9 protein-coding genes are annotated in these 11,463 nt (G+C 75.1%); 5 read left to right on the forward strand and 4 right to left on the reverse strand.

The features are described from left to right. Nucleotides 1–39 precede the first annotated feature (39 nt). The 3 genes from Ani05nite_RS38430 to Ani05nite_RS38440 all read right to left on the reverse strand — a co-directional run bounded on the left by Ani05nite_RS38430 (nucleotide 40) and on the right by Ani05nite_RS38440 (nucleotide 4,639). The gene (locus tag Ani05nite_RS38430; protein ID WP_203776700.1) at nucleotides 40–414 is read right to left on the reverse strand and encodes a hypothetical protein; all 375 of its coding nucleotides are present in this window, start codon (nucleotides 412–414) and stop codon (nucleotides 40–42) included. Between the two features lie 9 nt (nucleotides 415–423). Then, nucleotides 424–3,087: a pyruvate, phosphate dikinase gene (gene ppdK / locus Ani05nite_RS38435; RefSeq protein ID WP_203776701.1), complete on the reverse strand. Its 2,664-nt coding sequence runs from the start codon at nucleotides 3,085–3,087 to the stop codon at nucleotides 424–426. Between the two features lie 103 nt (nucleotides 3,088–3,190). Further along, entirely contained in the window at nucleotides 3,191–4,639 is a 1,449-nt protein-coding gene (locus Ani05nite_RS38440; RefSeq protein ID WP_203776703.1) for a bifunctional aminoglycoside phosphotransferase/ATP-binding protein, read from the reverse strand. Nucleotides 4,640–4,806: 167 nt separating this feature from the next. Between Ani05nite_RS38440 and gap the strand changes: the two genes are divergently transcribed. Genes gap through Ani05nite_RS38455 form a run of 3 tightly spaced genes read left to right on the forward strand, consistent with a single transcriptional unit; the run spans nucleotide 4,807 to nucleotide 6,861 of the window. Next, a complete protein-coding gene (gap, locus tag Ani05nite_RS38445) occupies nucleotides 4,807–5,826 on the forward strand; it encodes a type I glyceraldehyde-3-phosphate dehydrogenase (protein WP_203776705.1) in 1,020 nt (339 codons plus the stop codon). 4 nt (nucleotides 5,827–5,830) lie between these two features. After that, the gene (locus Ani05nite_RS38450) at nucleotides 5,831–6,445 is read left to right on the forward strand and encodes a CBS domain-containing protein (RefSeq protein WP_203776707.1); all 615 of its coding nucleotides are present in this window, start codon (nucleotides 5,831–5,833) and stop codon (nucleotides 6,443–6,445) included. Nucleotides 6,446–6,459: 14 nt separating this feature from the next. Then, nucleotides 6,460–6,861, forward strand: a complete 402-nt coding sequence (locus Ani05nite_RS38455) for an adenine nucleotide alpha hydrolase family protein (RefSeq protein WP_203776709.1) — start codon at nucleotides 6,460–6,462, stop codon at nucleotides 6,859–6,861. Here the strand turns inward: Ani05nite_RS38455 and Ani05nite_RS38460 are convergent. Then, nucleotides 6,836–7,468, reverse strand: coding sequence for a universal stress protein (locus Ani05nite_RS38460; RefSeq protein ID WP_203776711.1), 633 nt, complete (start codon nucleotides 7,466–7,468; stop codon nucleotides 6,836–6,838). The two genes, Ani05nite_RS38455 and Ani05nite_RS38460, sit on opposite strands and share 26 nt — an antisense overlap. 215 nt (nucleotides 7,469–7,683) lie before the next feature. Between Ani05nite_RS38460 and Ani05nite_RS38465 the strand changes: the two genes are divergently transcribed. Then, complete coding sequence (locus Ani05nite_RS38465; protein ID WP_203776713.1) at nucleotides 7,684–8,709, forward strand: Acg family FMN-binding oxidoreductase; 1,026 nt, start codon at nucleotides 7,684–7,686, stop codon at nucleotides 8,707–8,709. Next, the gene (locus Ani05nite_RS38470; RefSeq protein WP_203776715.1) at nucleotides 8,706–11,453 is read left to right on the forward strand and encodes a cation-translocating P-type ATPase; all 2,748 of its coding nucleotides are present in this window, start codon (nucleotides 8,706–8,708) and stop codon (nucleotides 11,451–11,453) included. The genes Ani05nite_RS38465 and Ani05nite_RS38470 overlap by 4 nt, the downstream gene beginning before the upstream one ends. Nucleotides 11,454–11,463: the final 10 nt, after the last annotated feature.

Genomic DNA, 11,463 nt, shown 5'->3' on the forward strand with positions numbered 1-11,463 from the left:
GTGGCAGGGCCGATGGGCCCGGCCGCCACGGGTCATGAGTCAGGGCTGCGGCACCAGCCGGCGGGTCCGGAGCGCCCGGGCCCACCAGGGCCGGGGCGCGCCGGAACGCAGCGGGGGCAGCGCGGTGCGCTTGACGCTGACCCAGCCGCCCGGGCCCATGGTCACCGTCCCGATGTCCGGGCGGCGCCGGCCGGCCGCGACCGCCACGGCGATCGCGACGGTGGCGGCGCCCGCGGCGGCCAGCGCCGCGCCGCCCAGCAGGGTCAGGTCGACGACGGGCCGGAACGCGGCGCCGTCCGGGCCGACGACCCACGCGCCGATCGGGCGTCCGCCGTCGGCCACCGGCAGGACGGTCACCGGGGCGGGCGCCGCGGTGGTCCGGCCGTCGAGCGCGGTGGTCGTGGAGGTGGTCATGACTGCTCCTTACCGACTGTCGGAGTTCTCCGCCGTGCCGGCGGCCCGGCCCGCCTCCAGCCGCGCCACGGGGACGCGGAACGGGGAGCAGGACACGTAGTCGAGGCCGGCGCGGTGGAAGAACTGGACCGAGGCCGGGTCGCCACCGTGCTCGCCGCAGACGCCGATCGTCAGGTCCGGCCGGGTGGCGCGGCCCCGCTCGACGGCGATCCGGACGAGCTCGCCGACGCCGTCGCGGTCGATGGTCTCGAACGGCGACACCGTGAAGATGCCCAGCGACAGGTAGCGGCCGAAGAACGCGCCCTCCACGTCGTCGCGGGAGAAGCCCCACGTCATCTGGGTCAGGTCGTTGGTGCCGAAGGAGAAGAACTCCGCGGACTGGGCGATGTCGCCGGCGGTCAGGGCCGCCCGCGGCACCTCGATCATCGTGCCGATCCGGATGGGCGGGATGCCCTCGATGCCGCGCAGCACGGACTCGGCTTCCGCGCGTACCGTCTCGAGCTCCGGCACCGCGCCGACCAGCGGCACCATGATCTCGGGCCGCGGGTCGCCGCCGGCGGCCACGCGCAGCGCCGCCGCCTCCGCGATGGCCCGCACCTGCATCGCGAACAGGCCCGGGACGACCAGGCCCAGCCGCACCCCGCGCAGGCCGAGCATCGGGTTGGACTCGTGCATCCGGCGGACCGCCGCCAGCAGCACGGCGTCGCGCCCCGGGTCCTCGCCCAGCGCCTCGGCCGTGGCCACCCGGGCGGTCAGGTCCTCCAGCGCCGGCAGGAACTCGTGCAGCGGCGGGTCGATGAGCCGGACCGTGACCGGCAGGCCGTCCATCGCCTCGAACAGCGCGACGAAGTCATCGCGCTGCAACGGCAGCAGGGCGGCCAGCGCCGCGTCGCGCTCGGTGTCGTCCTCGGCCAGGATCAGCCGCTCCACCAGCTCGCGCCGCTCGCCGAGGAACATGTGCTCGGTGCGGCACAGGCCGATGCCGGTCGCCCCGAAGCGGCGGGCCCGGGCGGCGTCGGCCGCGGTGTCGGCGTTGGCGTGCACGCCCAGCCGCCGGACCTGGTCCGCATGCGTCATCAGCCGCTGCACCGCGGCCAGCAGCGGATCGTCCCCGTCGGACAGTTCGCCCTCGAAGTACCGGACCACGGGGGAGGGGTGCACCGGCACGGCGCCCGGGTAAACCCGGCCGGTGGTGCCGTCGAGCGACAGCACGTCGCCGGCGCGCAGCACGGTGCCGTTCACGGTGACCGTCTCGGCGGCCAGGTCGATGCGCAGCTCCTCGGCCCCGCAGACGCAGGTCTTGCCCATGCCGCGGGCGACCACGGCGGCGTGCGAGGTCTTCCCGCCGTGGCTGGTCAGGATCCCCTGGGCGGCGATCATGCCGGGCAGGTCGTCCGGGTTGGTCTCCGGCCGCACCAGGATCACCGGCCGGCCCGCCGCGGCCGCGCGGGCGGAGTCGAAGACGATCTCGCCGACGGCCGCGCCGGGCGAGGCCGGCACGCCGGTGGTCAGCGGGGCCGGGGCGGCGGAGGTGTCGAAGCTGGGGAACATCAGGTGGGCCAGCTGCTCGCCGGTGACCCGCTGCAGCGCCTCGTCGAGGGTGATGGTGCCCTCGTCGATCAACTGCGCGGCGATGACGAACGCGGCGGCCGCCGTCCGCTTGCCGACCCGGGTCTGCAGCATCCACAGCTTGCCGCGCTCGATGGTGAACTCGATGTCGCACAGGTCGCGGTAGCGCTGCTCCAGCCGTTCCATGACCGACAGCAGCTCGCGGTGGCTGTGCGGGTCGAGCTTGGCCAGCTCGTCCAGGCCGACGGTGTTGCGGATGCCGGCGACCACGTCCTCGCCCTGGGCGTTCTGCAGGTAGTCGCCGTAGGCGCCGCGCTTGCCGGTGGCCGGGTCGCGGGTGAAGGCGACGCCGGTGCCGGAGTCCGGCCCCCGGTTGCCGAACACCATCGCCATGACGTTGACGGCGGTGCCCAGGTCGTGCGGGATGCGCTCCTGGCGGCGGTACAGCACGGCGCGTTCGGCGTTCCAGGACTGGAAGACCGACGTGACGGCGAGGAACAGCTGCTCGTGCGGCGCCTGCGGGAAGTCCCGGCCGGTGTGGGCCTGGAAGACCTTCTTGTACGCCTGCACGACGTCCCGCAGCTGCGCCACCGGCAGCTCGGCGTCGGTGGCGGCGCCCGCGTGGGCCCGCGCCGCCGCCAGCTCGGACTCGAACTCCGCGCCGGGCACGCCGAACACGGTCTTGCCGAACATCTGGATGAGCCGCCGGTAGGAGTCCCAGGCGAACCGCTCGTCGCCGCTCTGCGCCGCCAGCCCCCGCACGCTGGAGTCGGTCAGGCCGATGTCCAGGATCGTCTCCATCATGCCGGGCATCGAGAACTTGCCGCCCGACCGCACCGACAGCAGCAGCGGGTCCTGGGGGTCGCCGAGGGTCTTGCCCATCCGCGCCTCGACCAGCCGCAGGTGCTCCTGCACCTCGGCGAAGAGCCCGGCCGGGACGGACCCGGTGCGCAGGTAGGCGCGGCAGGCCTCGGTGGTGATCGTGAAGCCGGGCGGCACCGGCAGCCCCATCCGGGTCATCTCCGCCAGGTTGGCGCCCTTGCCGCCGAGCAGCTCCTTGAGCTCCTTGTTGCCTTCCGCGAAGTCGTACACATACCTGGCCATCCGGCTCACCCTCACTCGCTCGGTGCGTTCGTCGTGTCCTTCTGGTGGTACCGCCCGGCACGTCCCGGCCAGTAGGGCCGGACGTCCCGGCACGCCTACCCGGTCATCCGGTGATGAGCGCCAGGGCCTGGTCCGCGGAGCGGTCGAGGGCCTGGTCGGTGCGGACCGGCCGGGCCTGCGGCCAGGGATCCGCGTCGGCCGCCAAAGCGGTGGCGATGGACACGTCCGCGTCGGAGGCGTCACCCCTGCGCCGGCCGAGCCGGTCGATCACCGTGGCGGGCGCGGCGGCGCACCGCATCTCGACCACGGCGCTGTGCGTGCCGGCGCCCAGCGCGCGGGCCGCCTGCCGGTGTTCGGCGCGGGTCCACGACGCGTCCAGCACCACCGTCTCGCCGCGTTCCAGCAGCCGCCGGGCCCGCCCGGTCAGCTCCGCGTAGGTACGCTCGGTCCACGCGGGGGAGTAGATGCCCGCCCGGTAGGCGGCGGCCGCGCTCCGGACCGGCGCCAGCCCGGCCAGCTCCTTGCGGACGGGGTCGCTGCTGAGCACCACCGCGCCGAGCCGGTCGGCGACGCGCCCGGCCAGGGTGGTCTTGCCGGTGGCCGGCGGCCCGCCGATCAGGACCAGCCGCACGGTGCCCGCCCGCAGATGGCGCAGGGTGAGGTCGGTGTAGTCGCGCACGTCGCGGGCGGCGTCCTCGTCGCCCTGGGCGTGCCGCAGGCAGCCGACCTTGGCCCGGACGAAGGCCCGGTAGGCGATGTAGTGGTGCCGCAGCGCCGCCGGCGCGCTGTCGCCGCCGAACTCGGCGTACCAGTCGAGGAAGGACTGCGCGAGCCGGCCGGCGCCCAGATGCTCCAGGTCCATGGCCAGGAAGGCGGCGTCGTCGAGCACGTCGACGTAGCGCAGCCGGTCGTCGAACTCCAGGCAGTCGATCACCCGGGGCCCGTCGTCGAGGCAGAAGATGTCGTCGGTGATGAGGTCGGCGTGCCCGTCGACGATGTGCCCGCCGGCGACCCGGCCGGCGAAGAGCGGCTCGCGCCCGGCGAGGAACTCGTGGGTGCGGGCCTCGACCTCGGCCGCGGCGCTCGCGTCGAGCACCCCGCCGCGGAACGGCCGCAGCTGGGCGAAGGTGGCGTCCCAGCGCCCGAGCAGGGCCGCCCGGGTGCCCTCGGCGGAGATCGCCGGCCCGCGGTCGGCGCCGGCGTGGAACGCCGCCAGGAGCCGGGCCAGGCGGCGCAGGTCGCCGGAGACGTCGGCGCCCGCCCGGACCAGCGCCGACAGCTTGCGGTCGGCCGGCAGCCGGCGCATGACCACGAGGTGGTCGCACGGCCGGCCGTCCGGTCCGGACACGTCGGCCACGCCCAGGTAGACGCCGGGCGCCAGCCGGCGGTTCAGCTCGACCTCGCGGTGACAGACCGCCTCCCGGGCGGCGCGGTCGCGGAAGTCCAGGAAGCCGAGATCCACCGGCTTCTTCAGCTTGTAGACCCGGTCGCCGATGAAGAACAGCACGGCGGTGTGCGTCTCCAGCGCCGCTGTCCGCTCCGACGGTCCCATGGCGTCACCTCTCCGCGGCCCGTCGAGTCCTCCGCGTCTTCGAGCGTGCGCCCGCGCCGGCGTCCGCGCCCGGGCCGCAGCACCCGTTCCGTGAGGTCTTTGGACCCTGCCCCCGGCGGTCCCGGCGGCCGAGGCTGGAGACAGACGACAAAGCCTGGAGGACGACCATGACTTACCGCATCGCCATCAACGGATTCGGCCGGATCGGCCGCAATTACCTGCGCGCCCTGCTGGACAAGGACCTGTCGAACGCGGGCTTCCAGGTGGTCGCCATCAACGACCTGTACGACACCGGCACGCTGGCGCACCTGCTCGAGTACGACTCGACCTTCGGCCGCCTCGACGCCGAGGTGGGCCACACCGACGACGCGATCACCGTCGGCTGGCACACCATCCCGGCCTTCTCGCAGCGCTCGCCCGACCAGCTGCCCTGGGCCGACCTCGGGGTCGACCTGGTCATCGAGTCCACCGGCAAGCTGCGCACCCGGGACGACGCCGCGCTGCACCTCAAGGCGGGCGCCTCGCGGGTGCTGATCTCCTCGCCGGGCAAGGGCGTCGACGCGACCCTGGTCCCCGGGGTCAACGCCGACAGCTACGACCCGCTGCGCCACCAGATCGTCTCCGGCGCCTCCTGCACCACCAACTGCGTCGCGCCGCTGGTGAAGGTGCTGCACGAGGCGTTCGGCATCGAGCACGGCTACCTGACGACCGTGCACGCGTACACCAACGACCAGAACGTGCTGGACGCGCCGCACAAGGACGCCCGCCGGGCCCGGGCCGCCGCGGTGAACATCATCCCGACCAGCACCGGGGCCGCCAAGGCGGTGGGCCTGGTCCTGCCCGAGCTGGCCGGCAAGCTCGACGGCGTGGCGCTGCGCGTCCCGGTGGTCGACGGCTCGATCAGCGACCTGACCCTGCAGCTCGGCACCGAGGTGACCGCCGCGCAGGTGAACGAGGCGGTCGAGCGCTCCGCGGCCATCGGCGCGCCGATGCACGGCATCATCCGCTACACCGGGGCCCCGATCGTCTCGACGGACATCGTCGGCGACCCGGCCTCGTGCATCTTCGACGCCCAGCTCACCCAGGCGAGCGGCCGGCTGGTCAAGGTCTTCGGCTGGTACGACAACGAGTGGGGCTACACCAACCGGCTCGTCGATCTGACGAAGCTGCTGGCCGGAAAGAGGTGACACCGTGCGCGCCAAGGACATCATGACCACCCCGGTCCACGTCGTCTGGCAGAACGCACCCATCGAGAGCGCCGCCGAGCTGATGACGGGCAAGGCGGTCACCGCCCTGCCGGTGGTGGACGCCCAGGGCGCGCTGGTGGGCATCGTGAGCGAGGGCGACCTGCTGTGGCACCGGGTGCCCGGCGACCCGAGCGCGCACCTGCGCCGCGACGTGGACATGGCGCCGCAGCGCCGGCCGGGCACGGTGGCCGAGGTGATGGCCAAGGACCCGTACACGGCCACGCCGGATCTCGACGTGGCGGACATCGCCGAGGTGATGCTGCGCCACGACATCCGCAGCCTGCCGGTCGTGGAGGGCCGCGAGGTGATCGGCATCATCAGCCGCCGCGACATCCTGCGGGCCATGGTGCGCAGCGACGACGTCCTGGCCCAGGACGTCCAGCACCGCCTCGACGAGTACGCCGACGGCGCCCACGTCTGGACGGCCACGGTGCACGAGGGCGTCGCCACCGTCACCGGGCAGTTCCTCAACGACACCCAGCGTGCCGTGGTCACCGTGCTCGCCCGCACCGTCCCCGGGGTGAGCGCCGTGACCGTCGAGGAGACCACAGCATCATGAGCTGAGGAGCAGTCGTGTCACGAGACGTGCAAGGGCCGGCCGGACCGGTCGGCCCCGTCCTCACCGGCATCCTGGGCGCCGCTCCGGCCGAGTCGGCCCTGCGGTACGCCTTCGCCGAGGCCGACCACCGGGGCGCCGAACTGATCGTGACGCTGACCGGGGAAGTGCCGCCGGAGGACCGCGCGCACCAGCTCGACGTGGTGCGCCGGTGGGCGGACAAGTACCCCGGCGTCCGGTGCACCACCGCGGTCCGCCGGCGCATCGACCCGGCCGTGGTGCTCGTGGCCGCCTCGCGCGCGTGCGCGCTGCTGGTCGTCGAGCAGGCCACGGACCCGGCGGGCGCGGCGCTGGTGGACGCGGTGTCCCGCCGCGCCCACTGTCCGGTGGTCGTCACCGGAGAGGGCCACGACCATTGAGGACGGGCGCCCACGGGACCACGGCGAGCGGGCAGGCCGTGCGCCCGGCGAGCTGCCGGACGGTGCCGCCCAGGTGGACGCCGGCCGGCAGCCCGCCGGGCCCGGACGGCCGTCCGCGGGCCGCCACCACGAGCGCCGCGAGCTCGGCGCTCAGCGCGGCCAGCGCCGCCACCACGTCGCCGTCGTGCAGGATCTCGCGCTCCGCCGCCTCCGCCTCCGGGGTCGTGAGCTGCTCGTAGAGCACCTTGGAGAGCAGCCGGTCGGCGTCGGACATGCGCTCGTGGGACGCCCGGACGCCGTCCCACACGTGCACCACGCGCAGCGGCACACCCCGGTGGCGGGCCAGCGCGGCGGCGTAGCGGACGACGTCGTACCGGCCGGGGTCGTCGTCGACGGCTGCCGCCACCACCCCGCCGGCCGGCCCCGCGGCAGTGCCGCTGACCAGGACCGCCCCGGGCAGTTCGCCGTCGGCCGCGGCGGCGCGCACCTCGGGCCCGCCCGCCGTCCCGGCGGGTCGCCGCAGCAGGTGCCGCACGATCGCGGCGGCCATGTCGTCGAGGTCGGCGGCTCCGGCCGCCGGTCGCGTGACCGGTGTCAGCACGTTCATGACTCACCTCCGCACAGCGGGCCCCTCCGAACCGGGGATGCAGGTCACGACCAGCGTCCCCGGTCGCCGGCCCGCTGGGACAGGGCCGTTGGACCCCGATCGGGAGCCGTCCGGCGGCCGCGGACCGGGGTCCCCGCCGCCGGGACCATCGGCCCTGTCCGACCGGCGCGGACCGGGATGTGATGGGGCGAGACGACCAGCGCAGGAGGCCGGCGATGAACGACATCGGCACACAGCAGGCGCACCAGCCCGTATCGCGGGACACCGGCGAACCGGACGCGCCCGACCTGGTCGCCTGCGTGCGGGCGGCGACCACCGCGCCCTCGCTGCACAACAGCCAGCCCTGGCGCTTCCGGATCACCCCGTTCGAGGTCGATGTGTACGCCGACCCGCGCCGCCGGCTGGACGTGCTCGACCCGACGGGCCGCGAGCTGCTGATCAGCGTCGGCGCCGCCGTGTTCACCCTGCGGCTGGCCATCCGCGGCGCGGGCTACCTCAGCGACCTCAAGCTGTTCCCCGACGCCACCGAACCGGACCTGGTCGCCCGGGTCAGCGTGCGCCGGCCGATGGCGCCCACGCCGGCCGCGGAGGCGCTGATCGCGGCGATCCCGCACCGGCACACCAACCGGTGGCCGTTTGCCCGCTCGGTCGTGCCGGCCGACGCGGTGGAACGCCTGGCGGACGCCGCCCGCCGCGAGGGCGCCGTGCTGACGGTCGCCAACCCGGTCAGCCGCAACGCGATCCTGGGCCTGTCCCAGGAGGCCGACCGCGCCCTGCGCGCCAAGGGCCGCTACCGGGCCGAGCTGGCCCGGTGGACCAGCCCGCACGCGGGGCGGCGCGACGGCGTGCCGGTGACGGCGATCGGGCCCTGGGACGCCCTGGAGATGCTGCCCATCCGCGACTTCGGCCTGCTGCAGCCGCAGCTCGACCGGCCGGCCGCCCAGTTCGAGCCGTACCCCACCATCATGGTGCTGTCCACCGACGGCGACACCCGGCGGCACTGGGTGAACGCCGGGCAGGCCCTGCAGCGGGTGCTGCTGACGGCGACCTGGCTGAACCTGGCCACCACGCCGATCAGCCAGCCGGTCGAGGTGCCGGGGATCCGCCGGCTGCTCAGCGACGGCGGCGCCGGCAAGTGGGCGCAGATCGTGCTGCGCGTCGGGTACGGCCGTCCCGCCACGGGCACCCCGCGGCGCCCGCTCGCGGAGGTGCTGGTGCCGGACGGCAGCGAGCAGCCATGAGCCGGCCGGCCGCGGCGGGCGCGGTGCGGACGCCACCGCGGGCCCGGACGGACGACGTCCCGGCCGACCCGGACGTCCGCGAGCCGTTGACCGCCCTGTTCCGTGACCTGCGGACCTCGCCGGCCGGCCTGAGCTCCCGGGAGGCGGCCCACCGTCTGCAGGCGTACGGCCCGAACCAGTTGTCCCGGCGGACCGGCCGGCGCTGGCCGCGGGAGCTGCTGTCGCAGTTCACCCAGCCGCTGGCCGTGCTGCTGGCCGTGGCCGCCGTCCTGGCCTGGGCCAGCGGCAGCGCGGTGCTGGCGGTGGCGATCGTGGTGGTGATCCTGCTGAACGCCGGGTTCGCCTTCGCCCAGGAGATGCAGGCGGAACGGGCGGTGGAGGCGCTCGCCGCGTTCCTGCCGGCGACCGCCTGGACCGTACGCGACCGCAACCGCACCGAGATCCCGGTCAGCGAGCTGGTCCCCGGCGATGTCGTGATCATCACCGAGGGCGACCGGGTCTGCGCCGACGCCCGGCTGATCGACGGCGCCGTCACGGTGGACATGTCGGCCCTGACCGGCGAGTCGATCGCGGTCACCCGCTCGGCCGGGCCGGCCGGGGCCGGCGGCGCCCTGTTCGACGCCGCCGATCTGGTCTTCAGCGGCACCACCTGCATCGGTGGCGACGCCCGGGCCGTGGTGATCCGCACCGGCATGCACACCGAGCTGGGCCGCATCGCGGCGCTGTCGCAGCGCGGCCACGCCCGGCGCAGCCCGCTGGAGAACCAGGTCCGCCGGGCCACCTGGCTCATCGCCGTCGTCGCCGTCGTCGCCGGGGTGGCGTTCCTGCCCGCCGGGATCTGGGCCGGCCTGAGCTGGGGCGCGGCGATCAGCTTCTCCATCGGCCTGATCGTCGCCAACGTCCCGGAGGGCCTGCTGCCCATCATCACGCTGGCGCTGGCCGTCGGCGTCCGCGAGCTCGCCCGCAAGGGCGCCGTCGTGAAGCGCCTGTCGGCGGTGGAGACCCTCGGCTCGACCACCGTGATCTGCACCGACAAGACCGGCACGCTGACCGAGAACCGGATGCGCGCGACCCGGCTGTGGCTGGACGGCCGGGATGTCGCCGCCGTGCGGTCGGCGGAGGACAGCCCGGGCGGCCGGGTTCTCGCGGCGGCCGCGGCGTCCTGCACGACCGCGGACCCGGCGGGCGGCGGGGACCCCACCGAGCTGGCCCTGCTGCGCCTGGCCGCGGAGTTCGGCGTGCCCCGCGATCCGGCGGAACGGGACGCGGCCCGGCGGCGGCTGTTCCCCTTCGACGCGCACCTGAAGCGTATGTCCACCGTGGACGCCACGGCGGCCGGCCCGGCCGTGCACACCAAGGGCGCTCCCGAGATGGTGCTGGAGTGCTGCACCCGCGTCCAGGGCGCCGACGGCGGCAGCCGGCCGCTCACCGCCGGGCGGCGCGCCGAGCTCGGCCGCACCCTGGACGGCTACGCCGCCGACGGGCTGCGCGTGCTCGCCGTCGCCCACCGGCCGCTCGCCCCCGGCGAGGCCGAACCGGCCACCCGGGAGGACGCCGAGTCCGGCCTGATCCTGCTCGGGCTGATCGCCATGGTCGATCCGCCCCGCCCGGGGGTCGCCGAGGCGGTCCGCGACGCCCACCGCGCCGGCATCCGCATCCACGTGATCACCGGCGACTACGGGCCCACCGCGGCGGCCATCGCCCGCCAGGTCGGCATCGGGGCCGCCGGCAGCCGGATCGTCGGCGGCGCCGAGGTGGACCGCCTCGACGACACCGCCCTCGACGAGCTGGTGGCCGGCCGGGAGGAGATCGTCTTCGCGCGGTCCTCGCCGGAGGCCAAGCTGCGGATCTGCGAGGCGCTGCGGGCCAACGGCCACGTCGTGGCGATGACCGGCGACGGCGTCAACGACGCGCCGGCCCTGCGCCACGCCGACATCGGTGTCGCCATGGGCCGCTCCGGCACCGACGTGGCCCGCGAGGCCGCGACGATGGTGCTGACCGACGACCACTTCGCCACCATCGTCACCGCGGTCCACGCCGGCCGCCGGGTGTTCGACAACGTCCGCAAGTTCGTGCTGTACATCTTCGCGCACGCCGTACCGGAGGTCGTGCCGTTCCTGGTCTTCGCGCTCTCCGGCGGCGCCGTGCCGCTGCCGCTGACCGTGCTGCAGATCCTGGCCATCGACCTGGGCACCGAGACGCTGCCGGCGCTGGCGCTGGGCCGCGAGCCGGCGGAGCCCGGGCTGATGAGCCGTCCGCCCCGGCCCCGGACCAGCGGGGTCATCGACCGCAGACTGCTGCTGCGGGCCTGGCTGCTGCTCGGCGGCGTCTCGGCCGTGCTGGTCATGGGCGCCTACTTCGGCACGCTGTGGTGGGCCGGCTGGCATCCCGGCGACCCCACCGGGCCCGGCGCCGCGCTGCACCACGCCTACCTGCAGGCCACCACGGTGACCTTCGCCGGCATCGTGGCCTGCCAGATCGGCACCGCCTTCGCCGCCCGCGCCGACCGGGCGTCGCTGCGCGCCGTGGGCCTGCGCAGCAACCCGTTGCTGCTCTGGGGCATCGCCTTCGAGCTGGTCTTCACCGCCGCGGTCATCTACGTCCCGCTGCTGCAGCGGGTGTTCGGCACCGCGGCCCTCGGCCCGTCCCACCTCGCGCTGATCGCCGCGTTCCCGGTCGTGGTCTGGGGCGCCGACGAGATCGCCCGGTGGGTGGCGCGACGCTCCGCCGCTGAGCCGGCCTGAGCGTCTCGGA

The organism is Actinoplanes nipponensis (assembly GCF_016862275.1).
Taxonomy (GTDB): domain Bacteria; phylum Actinomycetota; class Actinomycetes; order Mycobacteriales; family Micromonosporaceae; genus Actinoplanes; species Actinoplanes nipponensis.

Bases quoted from the DNA above. Each gene is read 5' to 3' on its own strand.
- Ani05nite_RS38460 (WP_203776711.1), bottom strand. From the start codon at position 7,468: ATGAACGTGCTGACACCGGTCACGCGACCGGCGGCCGGAGCCGCCGAC.
- gap (WP_203776705.1), top strand. From the start codon at position 4,807: ATGACTTACCGCATCGCCATCAACGGATTCGGCCGGATCGGCCGCAAT.
- Ani05nite_RS38465 (WP_203776713.1), top strand. From the start codon at position 7,684: ATGAACGACATCGGCACACAGCAGGCGCACCAGCCCGTATCGCGGGAC.
- ppdK (WP_203776701.1), bottom strand. From the start codon at position 3,087: ATGGCCAGGTATGTGTACGACTTCGCGGAAGGCAACAAGGAGCTCAAG.
- Ani05nite_RS38470 (WP_203776715.1), top strand. From the start codon at position 8,706: ATGAGCCGGCCGGCCGCGGCGGGCGCGGTGCGGACGCCACCGCGGGCC.
- Ani05nite_RS38440 (WP_203776703.1), bottom strand. From the start codon at position 4,639: ATGGGACCGTCGGAGCGGACAGCGGCGCTGGAGACGCACACCGCCGTG.
- Ani05nite_RS38430 (WP_203776700.1), bottom strand. From the start codon at position 414: ATGACCACCTCCACGACCACCGCGCTCGACGGCCGGACCACCGCGGCG.